Source organism: Streptomyces sp. NPDC050485 (genome assembly GCF_044458185.1).
In the GTDB taxonomy this organism is placed as follows: Bacteria; Actinomycetota; Actinomycetes; order Streptomycetales; family Streptomycetaceae; genus Streptomyces.
This window is the reverse complement of the sequence record NZ_JBITHR010000049.1, coordinates 1-16511: the sequence shown is the minus strand read 5'-3', so window position 1 is coordinate 16511 and position 16511 is coordinate 1. Positions and strand designations below refer to the sequence as shown.

Below are 16511 nucleotides of genomic sequence, written 5' to 3'. Positions count from 1 at the left end.
CGCCGCGCGGCGGCGCGCTCTTCATCACAGAGGTGGCACAGATGACGCAGTGTTCCGGGGCGGCGCAGCACCCGATCCCGCCCGCGGTCCAGGAGGCGTACGGTCCGGCCGATCTCGGTGCGATGCCCCTGTTCGGCGGGGGATTCATCAACTTCGGCTACTGGCAGGGCATCGACCTCGACCAGCCGCTGACCGAGCAGGACCGGATCAGCAGCCAAGAGGCCATGTACCGCCATGTGCTCAGCAGCTTGGCGCCCGTTGAGGGGCTACGGGCCGTGGAGGTCGGCTCCGGTCTTGGGGCCGGCGCCGCGGTGGCGCTCGCGGAGTACGGCTTCGCGCACGTGACCGGCATGGACATCCATCCACAGCAGCTCAAGCGGGCGGAGCGGGCCAACTCCGTCCTGCTGGCCCGCCGGCCCAAACGGTTGTGCTTCGCACGCGGCGCAGCCGAGGACATGCCGTTCGGTGATGGCGAGTTCGACTGTCTGTACAGCGTCGAGGCGGCCCAGCACTTCCGCGACATCGGTGCGTTCGCCCGGGAGACCGCGCGCGTGCTGCGGCCCGGCGGCCGCGCCGTTGTCGCCGGCTTCTTCGTCCCCGGCGCCGATCCGGCCCGGGCCGGACGGCTGGCCGAACTGCTCGAGACCTTCGCCACCGGCCTGGACGTCGCGCACACCATCCCCTCCCTGGTCACCAGCCTCGAACAGGCCGGCCTGACCGGGGTCCGTGTCACCTCGATCGGGGCGTCTGTGTGGCCCGGCTGGGACCGCTGGCTGGCCACCATGTGGGAACCTGGCACCTGGCCCCGCAACTTCCTGCGGGCCTTCGAAGAAGGCACCCTCGACTACTTCACCGTCACCGCACAACGCCCCACGGCATGACGGATCCGGTTCGAATCGGACCCGCAGTCCGGCCCGGGAACACTGGCCTCCGTGGGGCTGGCTCGTCCCCCGGCAACGCGACTTCCGCCAGCTCAACGACGAACACCTACCGGCTCATCATGCCCACGAGCACGGCGACTGACCACGAAGGCCCGACCAGAGCCACTGCTTGACACCCATAGACATCTCAGGGAGGGCTGCCCGTAGTCGGTGGTGACGCTGGCGGGGTTCCGGAGTGCGGCGCGACGGCCTCCCCTGACACGCTCGTATCGTGGGGCGGGTTGGAGGGCGGTGTGGTTCCGCTTGAGGGGAGTTCGAGAGTCCTGGCGGGGTGCGGTGGGGCCTGTTGTACTGCGTGGTGTCACTGAACGGGCAGGACGATGAGGAGTACTTGATGAGCGCGAAGGATCCGAAGGTCGAGGCAATCGAGCAGTTCTTCACCGCCTACGCGGCCGGTGACATGGATGCGATGAGTGCCGTCCTGGCGGCTGACATCGAGTGGACGGTCTCCGGACGCCACCCCCTGTCGGGTGTCAAGCGAGGAGTGGCGGAGGTCCGCAGCCTCGTGGATCAACTCGGCAAAACCGCCTTCAAGGCCGACCCGATCTTCTTCGGCAGCAACGACGACTACGTGGTTGATGTCCACCGGAGCCGTACGGCCGAGGGCATAGGCAACATGGACACGGTCTCAGCACTGGTGTGGCACTTCAACACCGACGGCCAGGTCGACCGAGTCATCAACCTCAGCAGCGACCAGCATCAAATCGACAACTTCATCTGGGACAACTTCGCTCTGGCCCCGCTTCCGGACCGCCTGGGCTGACCGTCACCACTAGAGAGTCACTCCGGAGTCTCCACCGAACCCGGAACGGTTCAGAACCGCGTGGGCTCCGTCGCGCAGCTTTCCGGCTGGGTGACCACCGTTCTGTAAGCGACACGAGCCCGGACCCTCCACGTCCACCACCGCCATCAGGACGCCCTGGGCGAACTCGACGCCTGTGCACGGCAGATGCAGGAGGGCGCTACGACAACCCCGCCCCGGTCCCCTGACGCTCCCACGCCGCGCTCGTCCACCAATGGCTCGGCAATGACGACACCGCGAGGGACCTGGCCGACGAAGAACTCGTCCTCGCACGCCGCTGGGGCAGCCCCGACACGATCGCCACCAGTCTGCGCACCCTCGGCCCACTGCGCACCGGTGCTGAGGCCGTCACCGCCCTCTCGGAGGCCACCGCTCTCCTTGAGGCCACCCCCGCCCGGTACGCAGTGGCTGCGCGGCTACGAAGCCGCCGCCCGCTACCAGAAGCCGGAAGGGGACTTGGAGGTGCCCTACGAACACCTGGAAGGCGCCTACCCGCTCGGCCGTTGGCTCTCCGACCAGCGACGCGCCTTGCGGGCCGGGCAGATGAGCGGGGAGCGGGGAGCGGGGAGCGGGGAGCGGGGAGCGGGGAGCGGGCCAAGGATCTCGAAGCGGTGGGGATCGTGTGGGACACCGCCGATGCGGTGTTCGCGGAGAACCTCGCGGCTGCGCGTGCGTACTTCGCGGAGGCTGGCACTTTGGCCGCGCCCCGGCACGCCACCGCGCTCGACAAGCCGGTCGGGCAGTGGCTCACCAACATCCGCAAGCCCTGCGGACTCGGCAAGGACCCAGTACGCGCCGAGCGGCGGGCCGAGCAGCTCGCGGCAGTCGACAAGGAATGGAACCCGGCACTGCTCGGGTGGACTGTCGACTGGCAGCGCCACTACGTCGGCCTGGCGACGCTGCTGGCGGACGGGGCGCTACTGACGGGCATCGTGCCCGGGGTGACCTACCGCGGTGACGACATCGGACGCTGGCTCACCCGCCAGCAACGCGACTTCACCCGGCTCAACGAGGAACAGCACAAGCGGCTCGCCAAGCTGGGTGTGCAACCGGCCGTCCAGGCCCGTACTGAGGCGGGGCTGGGCAACGCGGCGTTCCAACGGGGCCTGACGGCACTTGCCCAGTACGTCGAACGTGAGCAACGGGCCGTTGTCCCGCGTCAGCACACCGAACAGATCACCATCGACGGCCAGGACCACGAAGTGCGGCTCGGAGTGTGGATCTCGAACCAGAAGAGCCGCCGGGACAAGCTCAGCGGTGGCCAGCTCGCACGGCTCGCCGAGCTCGGACTCGACTGGACGTAGGAAGGCCGGTGACCGGGACGGGTCGTGGTGGGGCGGCTCCGCCTGCAGGCGGCGGGAGCGGAGCCGCCATCACGACCGTATGGGCAGCCGGCCACTCCCGCACCCACACTGACGCAGATGCCACCGGCGGGCCACCGAGGCCACGTCGCGGTGGGCAACTCGCCGAGCCCGCACTGGACTGGACGCAGGACAGCGGGTGACTGGAACGGGCCGGATCAGGATGAGTGCACAAGGGTCCCGAGGTCGCAGCCCCGGGACCCTGCACACCCAAAACCCCCGCCGGCCGGGCCGACTGCCGGGGAATACGCGTCCAAGCCCGGCATTGAGCAGCCCGCCGAGCCCGGGGCTGGCCTAAATGGGCGCAATTTGTGACGTGTTGTGCATGGTTCTCGTTCCAGGGGTGTCCGGTGGATCAGGGTCGGACACAAAGGGGCCACGGCGGCTGGTGCGGTGCACCTCAAGGCGCTGGAGCGTCTCCCATGGGGGTCCCCCCTGGCCCTTAAGGCCTTGAGGGAGGAGCTCTCAGTACGCTCCGGCAACGCGGCGAGGTGCCGTGCCGGCCGCCGCGACCCTGCCCATGACCCAACCGGACACCCCCTCATAAGGGGCGCGGCAGGTTTCCCACACGGCAGCCTGTCACCCCTCTCGCTGATCCACCGAATGGGAGCATGATCGTGATCAAGCAGGTTCTCGCCGGGGCGATTTTCGCCGCCGCCGCAACGATGGCCGTCGCCGCACCCGCCTCGGCGCAGGGTGCCTCGGACTTCGGCACCCGCAACGGCAACACCGTCATCGCGGGTGAGGCGGGCGGCATCGGCAACACCTACGGTGCCCCGCTCATCAACGTCGACCTCCGCTGCGCCGTGCCGCTGCCCGAGGGCGAGGGCATCGGCGGACACGCCCTCGGCAGCCCCAAGGCCGCCTGCAACATCGCACCCGTCAACCAGTACCAGGCCCCGCAGAAGCTCCTCTGACGCTTCGACCACCACGCCTGGCCCGCGGCCCCCTGCCACGCAGGGGGCCGCGGGCACACCCGGGGCCTTGTGGGCAGGCCAACTGCACACCGAACAGACCGTCATGGACAGCCAGAACCACGACGCCAGGCCCGCAATGGGCTGGGCGGGGGATGCGGAGTGACCGGGACCGCACAGAGTCGTTGAACGGGCGCAAGATCACGTTAGAGAGTGCCCCCAAGGGTCCCGGGGTCTGACCAGTCGCCCCGGGACCCGGCACACTCACCCACTGCGCCGGACCGGACCGGGCACCGGACAGTCGCGTCCGCACCGGCGGCACCGGCGGCCAAGCACGTCCGCTTCTGCGGGTCCGCACGCGGCAGAGGCCCAAGGCCACAGCGGGCCCAGCGCCCCCACCACCACCCACAGCCCGGCCTTCTGCCCGGCCCCATCAGAGCGGGCACAGACATTGCGGGCGCGCCGGCCTGGTGACTGCTACGCACAGCGAGTTGAGCATTGGCCCAAATGAGCACGATTTGTGACGTGTTGTGCATGTTCCTCGTTCCAGGGACGACAGGCTCCCCACTCCCCCAGGGCGAGCCTGTCACCCCTTACTGACCCACCGAACGGGAGCATCACCGTGATCAAGCAGGTTCTCGCCGGAGCGGCCCTCGCCACGGGCGCAACGATGGCCGTCACCGCACCCGCCTCGGCACAGACCACCGGGCCCCAGGCCCTGAACCCCACCAACACGCTCACGAGCGTCTTCTCCACCGGTGTCGGGCAGGGCCCCACCGCGAACGGCACCGGCGCCTTCGGGACCAGCAACGGCAACACCACCATCACCGGCGAGTCGGGCGGCGTCCTCAACAACCACGGAGCCCCGCTCGGCAACCTCGACGGACGCTGCCTGGTGCCGCTGCCCGAGGGCGAGGGCATCGGCGGACACGCCTTCGCCACCATCAAGAACCAGTGCAACCTCGCACCCGCCACCCAGTACCAGGCTCCGCAGAAGCTCCTCTGACACACCACCCGGCGCACGGGTCCCCCACCACAAAACCCGACACGACTGAACGGACAGCAGCCCGCGCAGCCCGCGCGGGCCCGCCATGGGCCGGGCGGGGGAAGCAGGGTGACCGGGGACTGCATCGAGTCGTTGAACGGACGCAAGATCACGATAGAGAGTGCCCCAAGGGTCCCGAGGCCTCACAAGCCCCGGGACCCTGCACACTCCCGCCGGCCGGGCCGGTACACCGGACATACACGTCCATACCGGCGTCATCGGCGGTCAAGGACGTTCCCTTTATGGTGCGGCCCCTCTGGGCGACCGCGATCAGACCGCGTGACCACAGTCACCCAACAAGAGCCGCACCCTTCGCGTTTGCGGCTCCGCCCGCGACCCCGGGAAGCCGCCGCCGGACAGCAGGCACACCAGCGCCCGCCCCTCCCTATTGGTCTGAATGCGCACAATTAGTGACGTATTCTGCATGCTCCTCGTTCCAGGAGCGACAGGCTGCCCACAGGGCCTGTCACCCCTTACTGCCCCACCGAACCGGGAGCACCACCATGATCAAGAAGATTCTCGCCGGAGCAGCCTTCGCCACCGCCGCAACCATGGCCATCGCCGCACCCGCCTCGGCAAACAACCCAAAGCCCCAGACCAACACCACCCCCACCACCACACTCCAGATCCCCACCAGCGCACTCCAGAGCTTCCTCGCCGCCTATGCCCCGCAGGGCCCCACCACGAGCGGCACCGGCACCAGCACCAGCACCGGTTGCAATTGCGGCACCGGCACGAGCGGTGCCGGCACCACCGGTACCGGTAGCGGCACCACCGTGCCCGGAACCGGAATCACCGTGCCCGGCACTGGCACTGGCACTGGCACTGGCACCACCGTGCCCGGAACCGGAATCACCCTGCCCGGCACTGGCACTGGCACTGGCACTGGCACCACCGTGCCCGGAACCGGAATCACCCTGCCCGGCACCGGTACCACCGGGAGCGGCATCGATGCCACCGCGAGCGGTGACGGTGCCACGGACTTCGGGACCCGCAACGGTGACACCGTCATCACGGGCGAAGACGGAGCGGGCGGCATCCTCAACACATACGGCGCCTCACTCATCAACGTCGACCTCCGCTGCGCGGTACCGCTGCCCGAGGGCGAGGGCATCGGCGGCCACGCCCTCGGCGGCCCCAAGGCCGCCTGCAACACCGCACCCGTCGACCAGTACCAGGGCCCGCAGAAGCTCCTCTGACACACCGCCCGGCGTACGGGTCTCCCACCAGAAAACCCGACACGACTGAATAAACAACAGCTCGCCCAGCCCGCCGCACCGGCATGGACTGGGCGGATGAAGCGGGGCGAACAGGCTGGGAAGAGGCGTTGCACCGACGGAGACACACCAGGGTCCCGAGGCCTGAGCAGCCCCGGGACCCTGGTGCACCCCTCACCCCAGCCCCTACGCGCAGGCCACGGCGCGACTACCCGCAAAACAGCCCATCCGGCCCACGGCGCACCAAGCTCCCGGCGCTTCTTTACGCACCGTCCCCTCTGTCCTGGCCGCCGTTGTCCTGGCTTTGGTCCCCGCCGTTGTCCCGACCTTGGTCCCCGCCGTTGTCCCGACCTTGGTCCCCGCCGTTGTCCGGGCCTTGGTCCCGGCCGCCGTGCTCCTGACCGTTCTCCGGGCCTTGGTCCCGGCCTTGTTCCTGGCCAGGGCCGTTGTCCGCTGCGGCCACCCCACCGAAGCCGCCGTCGTCGGCGAAGCTGACACCGACACCGAGGACGGACAGACCCGCAACCGCTGCCGCTACCACCGCAGCCCGCTGAAACATACGCATCATTCGACCCTTCCCTATCTGGGTGTGAAGCCCCGACCTGGCTACTTACCGTTGTCACATACATACAAGCTGTAGCCATTTGGGATCTCGGCTAACCACCGTCCGGCGCCCCGCCCGAAATCCCGCACCACTGGGTGAGCCAGCTACAAGACGCTGCCGTACGGCTTGCCCCGCCTCTCCTCGTTGGGCTTGCCCGAGGCGGGCCCAGCGGCGGAACAGGCCGCGACGGGGCTTGCCCGGCTCCTGGTCGCGGTCCTCCTCCGGCTCCGGGTATGCGGGAGTCGGCTCCCAGGCGGCTTCGGCGCCGGCCTTCTCCCGCGTGACGTCGTCGGCGCGGCAGTTCCCGCACGCGGACGGGTCCCCGGCCGTCCAGTGGCCACCGCGCGCGGTGATCTCCTCCCAGCGCTGGTCGGTGAACTTCTGCCCGCACCGCTTGCACACGGGGCGCTGCGCCTCCCGCTCAGCGGCACGGCGCCGCTCCTCCTCCGCATCGGCGGGGCGGCCTGGCGGCGGTAGAGGACGTCGCCCCGGGCAGTTCGAGGACCACCACGCACGGCTGCTCGGCGTGCTGCTGTCCACCGTCGACCACCTGACCGGCCAAATCCACGAGCTTGACCGTCTCATCGCCCAGACCCTGGAAGAGATCACCACCCCGCCCGACGGTCCGGACACCGGGGACGGGCCGGCCACCACCGTGAGCGCGCGGGTCCTGGCCGAACGGCTGGACGCGGTCCCCGGGATCGGGCCGACCACCGCGCAGATCAACCTTGCCGAGATCGGTGCGGACATGAGCCGCTTTCCCACCCCCGAACACCTCGTCTCGTGGGCGAAGTTGTGCCCCCGCACCATTCAGTCCGGCGCAAAGAACACGACGGGCCCGGCCGGTCAGGGCAACCCCTGGCTCAAGGGCGCGCTCGGCGAGGCCGCCAACGCCGCCGCCCGCACCGACACCTTCCTCGGCGCCCGCTACCGCCGCATCGTCAAACGCCGCGGACACGCCAAGGCCCTGGTCGCCGTCGCCCGCTCGATGCTCGTCATCGCCTGGCACCTGATCAACGACCCGGACGCCTCCTACCAAGAGCTCGGCGTCGACTGGCATCGGCGCCATCTCGATCCCGCCCGCAAGACCCGCGATCTCGTCCGCCAGCTCCAGGCCCTCGGCCACCAGGTCACCCTCACCCCGACATCAGCCTGACCGCCCATCCCACCGACATCCGGTCCGCAAGCGGCCCGGAGGCTGTCGCCTGCCCTCCCGAACGTCGATTTTCCGTTCAGCGTCAACGCCGTCAGCGAGGCGTTCCACAGCGTGCTCAAGGTCGAGTACGTCCACCGCAACAGCTTCGCCACCCGCGCCGAGGCCCGGCTGAGGATCGCGACCTGGATCACCGGCTTCTACAAGACCCGCCGACTACACAGCGTATGCGGGTACCAGAGCCCGATCGACTACGAACGAGACCACCAGGCCGACACCACCGTGGAGTTGGCCGCTTGAAGGATCTCCACGACGCGAGGGGATTGACACCACGCTCGGTTACCTGTCACGGGGTGGGCCGTTCATTAACGGCACGTCGGCCGTAAGTTCAGCGTGACTGAGGGTCTTTCACCGGGAATCCACGGCATCTTCGGCGGGCAGGCTCGAAAGGCTGGGAAGCACAAAAATGCCACAGCAATGCGGAGTGAGCTTTGAACTTCCTCCAGCGGATGTCCGGCATCGCCACCCAAGCGACGGACGCCGATAGGTACGGCCGGACTTCGTCAGGTCGTCGTGAACGAGACGACCGGGCTCGCCGCGCAGCGGTAGCCGGAGCGAGAGCGACACGGGCGCAGCCGACCAGGGCGCTGGCGGGTCGTTCATCGTCGTAGTCCTGCGGCCAGGGAGCAGTTGGTGATCCAGGGCGAGGTCAGCCGTCGAGTACGCCCGCCAAGGTCGTGCCGTGTCCGGTGGCTTCTGGCGTAACCGCTGCGGAGCGGCTCTTCCACATCAGGGTCGTGCTGGGGGCGCGCTGCGGGTAGATGTACGTGCCCGCGGCCGACGGGATGGCGAGTGCCGGGCCGGCCGCGGGTGTGTATCCGCGGGAGGCGAAGAACTCGACTGCGCGGGGCCGTACTTCGGCGATCATGACGCGCGCCTTCCTGGCCCAGGTACTCCTCGCACGCAGTAAGAGCCTGTGTCTAAGCAACGCGGACGCGGCCCCGTGGCGGCGGCTGCGGGGTTCGTCGGCCAGTTGGCGGATGCCCACGCTGCGAGCCGGAGTGTTGCGGCGCCCTGGCCGGGCCGTCGGTGTTCATCGGCGTTCGCTTAACAGATCGGATGGTGCCGGACACCGGCGGACGCACCTCAACGCGGGCGGGACGAGGCCGCCGCAGTTAGCCGGACAGGTGCCGAGCTTGCGGGACCACGTGGGTCACGAGACCAGCCGGGGCTGGCCCGCTGCTCGATGGGCCACGGCTTCCAGCAGGCGCGGGATCCTCTGTGGGACCGGCACCAGGTGGTCGTAGACCAATCCCATCGGCGCGATCGTTCGGTGCTCGCCGTCCGGGCTGACGACGTCAACGACCAGCTCCCAGCCCGTCGGAAGCGCTTCGTCCGAGCGCGCCCGGCAGGTGCCACCGTAGGCCTCCATCAGCACCACCGTGACGAAGGCGGTCAGGTCGGCATGCAGAGTGATCCAGTCTTCCGCCTCGAACGCGTCGAGCGGCAACCGTTGCACGTAGTCGTCCAGGACCTCGACCGCGCTCAGCGGGTCGACGTCGAACGCGGCAGCTGCCTGCTCACCGGCGAGATGTTCCACCAGGTCCCGGACCGCCGGCCAGCAACCGCTCATGAACTCGTTGATGTCGACCACCGCCCGAGTCTGACACCCCGGCCGCGGCGCACACACGAAGGGCCCCGTGCCGCTGCTGCGGCGGGGACCCTGTCTCGGTTCGTGGGTACGTAGCTGGGGCGGTGCGGTCCCCGTCAGGAAGCCTTGGCCTGGGCGTGCTTGAGGGTGCGCAGGATGAGCCACTGGTCGCCCCAGGCCATCGCGGTGCCGATGACCGTCATGACGATGCCGAGGGTGAGCTGGCCCGTGGCGGCGCCGAGCGCGAGCCCGGCGACGCCGAGTCCGTAGCGGACAACGAAGCGCACGGCCAGCAGGCCCAGGGCCAGGAAGCGGGTGCGCTTGTTCTTCCACAGCGCCTTCATGGAGCGGATGCGGGCCCTCAGGACGGTGAACGCGAGCACGATCTGCACGATCGCAACCACCGGGATCAACGCGTAGAGCACGGGGTAGGCGCGGGCGATGTCGAAGATCCCGGCGAAGAGCCCCACCAGCGGGAAGTACCAGTTCGGCAGCCCCCTGAGCGGAGCCATGCCCTCCGCCGCCGTGCCCTCGACCTGAGTGGTGGCCTGGACCGGCATCTCCGTCACGACCGTGGCACTCATGGCGTTCCCCTCACGTCTTCCCAGTGACCGCCGGCCCCTGCCGACACCACCGATACTCCCGTCCAGGGCAGGTCCCGCGACAGAGCGAAGAATCCCGAGAGCCGCAGGACAAATGTCCTGGCCGCCTGCCGTGGTGATGCCGCTCCCCCCTGCCTTCCGCCTGCTGAACCCACGACCCGGAACGACCATGGAGTCACGTTCCCCGGCGAACCGGCGGCCTCGCTCGAACTGGTCCACCGCCCCGTCGGCGAACGCGTCGACGTGGGCACCGGTTTCGACCGCCTCGCGATCCAGGTGGACACACTGGCCGCCACCCTGGAGCGGCTGACCGACGTCGGCCTGGAGCCGGGACCTGCCCAGTACCCGGGCGGCCCTCGCGGCCCGAAGACGTCGTGGCTCACCGACCCGGATGGCTACCGGATCGAGTTGGTGGAGTGGCCGCCTGGACACCCTGACGGCGTCACCGCCGCGGACTTCTCCTTAGCGGTCCGGTGAGCGGAGTCAAGAAGCTTCGCCTCGGCACGGCGCGGCGCAGCCTGAGGCGGCATCCCCGCCCCATCCACAAGCCTTGACAATTGCTCATGGCACACGAGTACCCGTACTCATGACCAGGCCGCCGCACCGCGATGAACTAGCGGTATGTCTCGCTCCCTGCCACTCATCTGGATGCTGCGCACTGTTGCGCTGCTCGCCGTCGTGGGCACGGCGACGGCCTGCGCCGACCGTGTCGACCCTTCCGCGTGGTCGGACAGTCAGGCGTGGGCTGCGATGTATCCGTCGGCCCTGGACGTAGTGAAGGCCGTTGACCCGCGCACCGAGCCGGAGGAGTTCGCCGACGGGCACGACGCGTGTCACCCGTCGGACTTCATCGGCGACTCCCTGGACGAACGTGAGGTAATCCGGGCCGCGTCGATCACTCTCTCTTTGCCCCCGCTGGACAGGCGTTCACCGACCCAGCTCGCGCGCGACGGCGTCACCCACATGGAACGCAAAGGGTGGAAGGGGCCCCGCCCCGACAACATTCCAGCACTGGACGGTCAGGCTTCCGTGGATCTGACACTGCCCGGGTCGGGCAGAGCCACTGTTTCCGCGACCCGCGAACGGCCCACCACGATCCCGGCCTTCAACCAGGTGACCATCAGTCTCCACACCGACTGTCTCCGCAACTCAAGTTGGCACAGGTGAGCACTCTCCTCCCGGCGCCCGCCGGGCTCGGACCAGAGTCGCCCGCTCAGCGGCGCGGATGGCCGTGCAAGGCAGGCTGGTCCTCCCGGCCCGGCAGCCCAGCCACCCCGAACAGCACGATCCGCTCGAACCCCAACAAGCTGATCGCCGCATCCGTGACGGGCTGTTCGGGCGGCACGTCCGCCGACGGCCCCACCCAACCGGGCCCGGCATCGAACCCCGGCTCGCCTCCCCCGGGCGGGGCCCCGACAGCGCTGTAGTACGGGCCCGGCCCGCAAACCAAGTACGGCCGTGCAGCCACAGCCGGCCCCGGGCAGCTGCACATCCGGAAGATCCGGCGGCGGGCGAGCGGCGGACACCGCCACGGGACGGACCGGCGCCGAGCGGACACGGAGGACCGGAGTGGAGCCCCGGCTCGGGGACGGGGTGCAATGATCCCCTTCATGTCGAACAGTCATACAGATACCGGCACAGTGCCGTCTTGGACGTCCTCGGAACGCAAGCTGACGACTGCGAGTGCCTACGTCGTCGGCATCCTGACCATCACGGGCTGGGCAGCGGCGATGTGGCTGGCGTTGATACCGGTCGCGGGGAGCAACGGCAGCGCGACTCAGCAGTGCGGTGTTCCAGCTCTGTTCAACCGGGCGTCCGAGCAGAAAAAGCTCAGCCCGCATGACGACGGTACAGGCCTGTTCGATGCCTCCGCAGCCCGCTACTGGGCCGACGTGTGCGCGGATGCCGTGGGCAGCCGGATCAACAGCGCCGTGGGAACCACCGTCATCACCCTCCCCCTGTCCGCCCTCTGGATCTGGTGCGTCTCCTCTCTCAAACGTCCGCGACAGGACCAGGAATGGCCGGAGCACGCACCGGACCCGACCCCGTTGAGCCCCTGACGCGGCCTAACAGTCGACCTGGCGCTGCAGGACCAGCAACTGGTGCCGCAGCGCGAGGATCTCGATGTCTTTGTCCCGCTCGCTCATCGGCAGCAGGCGCAGGAGCGTGAAGGTGTTGGTCATGGCGAGGTAGGCCAGGCGCAGCAGCACGACAGATCATGATGCCGCCCGACCCCGGTCCACGTGAACCACACAGGTGCGAGCAGCGCGGTATCAGAGGGGCCTGTTATCGACGATCAAGCTCTTGACCTGGCCGGATGATTTATCGGCACCCGCAGAGCCGGACCGCCTCGCACTGCTGCCCAAGCACGAAGGCAACGTGCGAGCCAGGATTGACGACCTGAACGCGAGCCTCGAAGTCATCCACGGCAAGGCCTCAACCTACGAGCAGCATCTTCGCGGCGGGACAGCGGTCGGGCTCTGGTCGCCGACACCGCCTCGGTGACCCTTCCAGCCGTCCAGGGAGCGAGGCGCACCTCTACCGCGAACACGCCTTTCGCGGAAGCCATCTCATTTGAGAACGCCGAAGCGGGCTTTCTCAGACGAGATCGCAGTCCAGCAGGTCAGCAGGTCAGCAGCCTGCTACTCGTCAGATGCGTTGCGACAGGACAAGTGTCCTGTCGCAATGCAGCCGGCGGATTCTCAATCGTCCCATCCGTGTTATCGGATTCTCACTGCGTCGCGCCTGAGCGGCGGGTTTCGCTTCGTTCGGAGGCCCGTCGTGCGGTAACTCGCCACGCGGCAGCCGGTCCGTCGCCGCACGGTGGTGTCGGCGGAGCCGACGGTCTCGGTACGACCTGCGAGGGCACGACTACTGCCGCGGTGCCGGCGGTGCATTGCCTCACTTGCGTGTTCAGACACTGCATCGCTCCGACTCCGCTCCCACCGCGACTGCATGCAGTAGAGATGCTGGCCATGCGGTGCCCGCGCGGGACGGTGAACCCCGGGGCCCCTGGGGCTGTCCCCACCCCCGATCCGGGCGGTCGCCCCATCGCGCTGCCCCGCATGCCCCGGACACCATGGGGGCAGCGCAGGATGACGCGTCGACCCAAGTACGACGCGCGGCGCCGGACCATGACGGCACTCACCACCGAGGACGCACACATGACCCGATACCAACGCGCGTTGGGCGGCCTACTCGCACTGGTCGCGGTGGCCGGCGGCACGGCGTGCGCGCGGGGCGACGACACCTCGGCGTGGCAAAACGCCGCACAAGCCACCACCGATGACGCCACCGCCGACCACCCCCCGCTCCGCGCGCTCCTGCACCGGCTCACCACGAAGGACGGCGGTCCCGGTGCGCTCATCGCGCTCCAGCGCGGGCCCGGCGGCGCGGTGCTGACCAGCGGCGTCGCGGACGTGAAGAGCCACGCGCCGATGCGCCGGGACAGCCGGTTCCGGATCGGCAGCATGACCAAGCCGTTCGTGGCGACCGTCGTGCTCCAACTGGTGGGCGAGGGCCGCGTGGTCCTCGACGCACCGGTGGAGCGCTACCTGCCCGGCGTCGTCCGCGGCCACGGCAACGACGGACGCAGGATCACGATCCGTCAGCTCCTCCAGCACACCAGCGGCATCCCCGACTACCTCGACTACCTCAAGCCGGAGGTCGTCCTCAACGACCCACTGGCGCACTACGACTCCCGCGACCTCGTGAAGCTCGCGCTCGCCCACCCTCCGGCCTTCGAGTCCGGCACCAATTGGGCCTACTCCAACACGGGTTACCTGCTGGCCGGCATGCTCATCGAGCGGGTGACCGGCCACCCGTACGGCGACGAGATCCGCCGACGCGTCATCAAACCGCTCGGACTGCGTCAGACGTCCGTCCCGGTCGACGGTTCGGAGATCCGCGGGCCGCACCCGCGCGGCTACGCCCGGCCGGGCAAGGACGCGCCGCTCAAGGACATCACCGCACTCAACCCCACGCTCGCGGGCCCGAGCGGCTCCATGATCTCCAGCGGCGCCGACTTCAACCGCTTCCTGGACGCACTCCTGCGCGGCAAGCTGCTTGCCCCCACCCAACTCCACGAAATGATGAGGACCCGTCCGACCGGCAACCCGGACGGCGGGGCCTACGGCCTCGGCCTGGAGAGCCACCCCCTGCCCTGCGGCGACCTCGCCTGGGGGCACGACGGCGGCATCCCCGGCTACCAGAGCACAGGCGCCGCCACGGCCGACGGCAGGCAGGCCACGGCCATGGTGAACCTCTACCCGGGCGGCACCAACGCCCAGAACGACGACATGACATCCGCCGTCCAGACGGCACTCTGCGAGGGCCGCTCTTCGAGCCCGCCGCTAGTCTAAGCGGACACTGGCCACCGAACTGAGACTGAACAGCTTGGCCACGGCGTGAGACAGCCCGAGAACCCGCAGGCCAGGGGCACGCACTTGGCCATGAGCCGCGAGATCCTACAACAGCCTATGCCGCAGACCGCCGTCCGGCACATGCTGGCCGGACAGCTGCCGCCCCCGGCCAGAAACGGCAAGGTCCCGGGCGGGGCTGATGCCATGGGTGGAGTAGGGTTGCGTGCATCGACGCGGGGTGGAGCAGCTCGGTAGCTCGCTGGGCTCATAACCCAGAGGTCGCAGGTTCAAATCCTGTCCCCGCTACTACACGGCGAAGGGCCGGGAACCCCCGAGAGGGTTCCCGGCCCTTCGTGTGCTCTGGCCTGCAGGCGGGTGCTGCCCGGCCGGCGGGACGGGTCAGGCTGCCGCCGGAGCGCCCTCTGCGCGTATTTCCTCCACCACGGCCTCGGGGACGTCCCCGCCGACGGGGACCTCGACGATGCGGACCACAGCTCCCTCGGCCTGGAGCCTTGTCTGCGCATCCTCGGCCGCGCCCAGCGAGTAGTTCAAGGCTGACGTCGACGCTTTTCCGCTCGGCTCCCGCCACACCAGCTTGTAGTTCTTCACCGACAGCCCCTTCACGAAGTTCAGGCCCGCCCCGCGGGCGAACACCTGATCCATCCTGGCAGCAGGTGTCCGTCTCAGATGATCTGGACTGTGGGCAGAGCCCTGACCTGCGGCGACCAGATCGCTTGCGACGCCTGGTCGCCGAGAATCTCAGTTGGTCTGGTCTCGGGCGCTTGGATGCCGGTTGCTGTCTCAATTGATATGGTCCGGCCCCGCCGTGGCGAACTGACACCTCTCGGTAGGATCTCCTGATCATGGACGTGGTCACGGGAGACGAGATGGTCGCCATCCCGCCGGGGCAGGTAACGCTGTCGGACCGGCGGACGCAGCGCAGTTGGTCGGTCGAGCTTGTGCCCTACCAGCTCGCGGCATTCCCGGTCACCCAGGCGCTGTATGCACAGATCACCGGCCTGCGGCCGAGCACCGCCCACGGGGACCAGTTGCCCGTTGAGTGCGTTTCCTGGTGGGACGCGGCACGGTTCTGCAACACCCTGTCCCTGCGCGACGGGTTGACGACCGCCTACCACCTGCGTGCCGACGGCGAAGGCATCGAGTGGGACGCATCCGCCGACGGGTACCGGCTGCCGACCGAAGCCGAGTGGGAGCACGCCTGCCGTGCCGGTACGACCGGCCCGCAGTACGCGCCGCTCGACGAGATCGCCTGGTACCGCGGCAACTCGCGCGAGCGCATCCACGCCGCGGGCGGCAAACACCCCAACCCGTGGGGCCTTTACGACATGCTCGGCAACGTCTGGGACTGGTGCTGGGACGTCTACGACGCCGAGGTCTACGGCACCTACCGGGTGCTCCGCGGCGGTGGCTGGTTCGATGAGCACTGGAGTTGCCGGGCCTCTGCGCGGCGCCGCAGCCACCCGACATTCCAGGTCGACGACGTAGGATTCCGCATCGCACGCTCCATCGTGTGACGACCGGTTCCCGCGAGGCGTCGAACGCGACGTCCGCCGCCCCGGCCAACGGACGGCGCACCTCTCTCCCACACAAGGGACAACCACGCCGCTTCGTAGGCCAGACCTCCGCCGACTCCCACCCATTGCGAGTCAGTCGGCCTCGATGAAGCATCGAACGATCTGGTGGACCCGATCACCTGAGACGTCTGAGCCGCCCCGAAGTTCTCGGACAGTGGTCCCCGATAGGGTCATGGTCAGGAACGGCGGAGAGAGCACGTGACACCAAAGCGTAGGAAGTTCAGTCCCGAATTCAGGGACGAGGCAGTCAAGATGGTGATCGTGG

General features: G+C 69.0%; 18 protein-coding genes, 1 tRNA gene and 2 pseudogenes. 16 read left to right on the top strand and 5 right to left on the bottom strand.

All coding sequences use genetic code 11. The features are described from left to right. Positions 1-41: 41 nt before the first annotated feature. The 9 genes and pseudogenes from ACIBK6_RS40735 (at position 42) to ACIBK6_RS40695 (ending at position 8337) form a co-directional block, all read left to right on the top strand. The gene (locus tag ACIBK6_RS40735; protein WP_399058265.1) at positions 42-881 is read left to right on the top strand and encodes a class I SAM-dependent methyltransferase; all 840 of its coding nucleotides are present in this window, start codon (positions 42-44) and stop codon (positions 879-881) included. A gap of 394 nt (positions 882-1275) precedes the next feature. Next, the gene (locus ACIBK6_RS40730; protein WP_399058263.1) at positions 1276-1704 is read left to right on the top strand and encodes a nuclear transport factor 2 family protein; all 429 of its coding nucleotides are present in this window, start codon (positions 1276-1278) and stop codon (positions 1702-1704) included. A 186-nt stretch (positions 1705-1890) separates the two neighbouring features. After that, positions 1891-2289: pseudogene (locus ACIBK6_RS40725) on the top strand (helicase associated domain-containing protein); the annotation flags it as partial. A gap of 65 nt (positions 2290-2354) precedes the next feature. Then, positions 2355-3047, top strand: coding sequence for a helicase associated domain-containing protein (locus ACIBK6_RS40720; protein ID WP_399058261.1), 693 nt, complete (start codon positions 2355-2357; stop codon positions 3045-3047). Between the two features lie 674 nt (positions 3048-3721). Continuing rightward, positions 3722-4021, top strand: coding sequence for a hypothetical protein (locus ACIBK6_RS40715; protein ID WP_399058259.1), 300 nt, complete (start codon positions 3722-3724; stop codon positions 4019-4021). Between the two features lie 619 nt (positions 4022-4640). Then, the gene (locus tag ACIBK6_RS40710; RefSeq protein ID WP_399058257.1) at positions 4641-5024 is read left to right on the top strand and encodes a hypothetical protein; all 384 of its coding nucleotides are present in this window, start codon (positions 4641-4643) and stop codon (positions 5022-5024) included. A 542-nt stretch (positions 5025-5566) separates the two neighbouring features. Further along, positions 5567-6262, top strand: a complete 696-nt coding sequence (locus tag ACIBK6_RS40705; protein WP_399058255.1) for a hypothetical protein — start codon at positions 5567-5569, stop codon at positions 6260-6262. 902 nt (positions 6263-7164) lie between these two features. Then, entirely contained in the window at positions 7165-8040 is an 876-nt protein-coding gene (locus ACIBK6_RS40700) for a transposase (protein ID WP_399058253.1), read from the top strand. Between the two features lie 6 nt (positions 8041-8046). Then, positions 8047-8337 carry an IS3 family transposase gene (locus ACIBK6_RS40695; protein WP_399058289.1) on the top strand — a complete coding sequence of 97 codons (291 nt, stop codon included), beginning with the start codon at positions 8047-8049 and terminating at the stop codon, positions 8335-8337. A 409-nt stretch (positions 8338-8746) separates the two neighbouring features. On the opposite strand, the gene ACIBK6_RS40690 is transcribed toward ACIBK6_RS40695, so the two are convergent. From ACIBK6_RS40690 to ACIBK6_RS40680, 3 genes are all read right to left on the bottom strand, one after another. Beyond that, positions 8747-8965, bottom strand: coding sequence for a hypothetical protein (locus tag ACIBK6_RS40690; protein WP_399058251.1), 219 nt, complete (start codon positions 8963-8965; stop codon positions 8747-8749). A 285-nt stretch (positions 8966-9250) separates the two neighbouring features. Continuing rightward, positions 9251-9691: a hypothetical protein gene (locus ACIBK6_RS40685; protein ID WP_399058249.1), complete on the bottom strand. Its 441-nt coding sequence runs from the start codon at positions 9689-9691 to the stop codon at positions 9251-9253. A gap of 113 nt (positions 9692-9804) precedes the next feature. After that, complete coding sequence (locus tag ACIBK6_RS40680) at positions 9805-10272, bottom strand: hypothetical protein (RefSeq protein ID WP_399058247.1); 468 nt, start codon at positions 10270-10272, stop codon at positions 9805-9807. Between the two features lie 198 nt (positions 10273-10470). Between ACIBK6_RS40680 and ACIBK6_RS40675 the strand changes: the two are divergent. The 3 genes and pseudogenes from ACIBK6_RS40675 to ACIBK6_RS40665 all read left to right on the top strand — a co-directional run. Then, positions 10471-10767 (top strand): annotated as a pseudogene (locus tag ACIBK6_RS40675) (VOC family protein); the annotation flags it as partial. A gap of 171 nt (positions 10768-10938) precedes the next feature. Next, positions 10939-11457, top strand: coding sequence for a hypothetical protein (locus ACIBK6_RS40670; protein WP_399058245.1), 519 nt, complete (start codon positions 10939-10941; stop codon positions 11455-11457). Between the two features lie 431 nt (positions 11458-11888). After that, positions 11889-12350: a hypothetical protein gene (locus ACIBK6_RS40665; RefSeq protein WP_399058243.1), complete on the top strand. Its 462-nt coding sequence runs from the start codon at positions 11889-11891 to the stop codon at positions 12348-12350. A 6-nt stretch (positions 12351-12356) separates the two neighbouring features. Here ACIBK6_RS40665 and ACIBK6_RS40660 read toward each other — a convergent pair whose 3' ends face one another. Further along, positions 12357-12500: a hypothetical protein gene (locus tag ACIBK6_RS40660; RefSeq protein WP_399058242.1), complete on the bottom strand. Its 144-nt coding sequence runs from the start codon at positions 12498-12500 to the stop codon at positions 12357-12359. Positions 12501-12594: 94 nt separating this feature from the next. Between ACIBK6_RS40660 and ACIBK6_RS40655 the strand changes: the two genes are divergently transcribed. From ACIBK6_RS40655 to ACIBK6_RS40645, 3 genes are all read left to right on the top strand, one after another. Then, positions 12595-12795: a hypothetical protein gene (locus ACIBK6_RS40655; protein ID WP_399058240.1), complete on the top strand. Its 201-nt coding sequence runs from the start codon at positions 12595-12597 to the stop codon at positions 12793-12795. A gap of 590 nt (positions 12796-13385) precedes the next feature. After that, positions 13386-14651, top strand: a complete 1266-nt coding sequence (locus tag ACIBK6_RS40650; RefSeq protein ID WP_399058238.1) for a serine hydrolase domain-containing protein — start codon at positions 13386-13388, stop codon at positions 14649-14651. Positions 14652-14883: 232 nt separating this feature from the next. Next, positions 14884-14957 (top strand) — tRNA-Met (locus tag ACIBK6_RS40645). Positions 14958-15050: 93 nt separating this feature from the next. Here ACIBK6_RS40645 and ACIBK6_RS40640 read toward each other — a convergent pair. Next, entirely contained in the window at positions 15051-15314 is a 264-nt protein-coding gene (locus ACIBK6_RS40640) for a hypothetical protein (RefSeq protein WP_399058236.1), read from the bottom strand. A gap of 200 nt (positions 15315-15514) precedes the next feature. On the opposite strand from ACIBK6_RS40640, the gene ACIBK6_RS40635 reads away from it, so the two are divergent. Next, a complete protein-coding gene (locus ACIBK6_RS40635) occupies positions 15515-16186 on the top strand; it encodes a formylglycine-generating enzyme family protein (protein WP_399058234.1) in 672 nt (223 codons plus the stop codon). Positions 16187-16511 lie beyond the last annotated feature (325 nt).

Bases quoted from the DNA above. Each gene is read 5' to 3' on its own strand.
- ACIBK6_RS40735 (WP_399058265.1), top strand. From the start codon at position 42: ATGACGCAGTGTTCCGGGGCGGCGCAGCACCCGATCCCGCCCGCGGTC.
- ACIBK6_RS40730 (WP_399058263.1), top strand. From the start codon at position 1,276: ATGAGCGCGAAGGATCCGAAGGTCGAGGCAATCGAGCAGTTCTTCACC.
- ACIBK6_RS40705 (WP_399058255.1), top strand. From the start codon at position 5,567: ATGATCAAGAAGATTCTCGCCGGAGCAGCCTTCGCCACCGCCGCAACC.
- ACIBK6_RS40690 (WP_399058251.1), bottom strand. From the start codon at position 8,965: ATGATCGCCGAAGTACGGCCCCGCGCAGTCGAGTTCTTCGCCTCCCGC.
- ACIBK6_RS40680 (WP_399058247.1), bottom strand. From the start codon at position 10,272: ATGAGTGCCACGGTCGTGACGGAGATGCCGGTCCAGGCCACCACTCAG.
- ACIBK6_RS40670 (WP_399058245.1), top strand. From the start codon at position 10,939: ATGCTGCGCACTGTTGCGCTGCTCGCCGTCGTGGGCACGGCGACGGCC.
- ACIBK6_RS40665 (WP_399058243.1), top strand. From the start codon at position 11,889: ATGATCCCCTTCATGTCGAACAGTCATACAGATACCGGCACAGTGCCG.
- ACIBK6_RS40650 (WP_399058238.1), top strand. From the start codon at position 13,386: ATGACGCGTCGACCCAAGTACGACGCGCGGCGCCGGACCATGACGGCA.
- ACIBK6_RS40640 (WP_399058236.1), bottom strand. From the start codon at position 15,314: ATGGATCAGGTGTTCGCCCGCGGGGCGGGCCTGAACTTCGTGAAGGGG.
- ACIBK6_RS40635 (WP_399058234.1), top strand. From the start codon at position 15,515: ATGGACGTGGTCACGGGAGACGAGATGGTCGCCATCCCGCCGGGGCAG.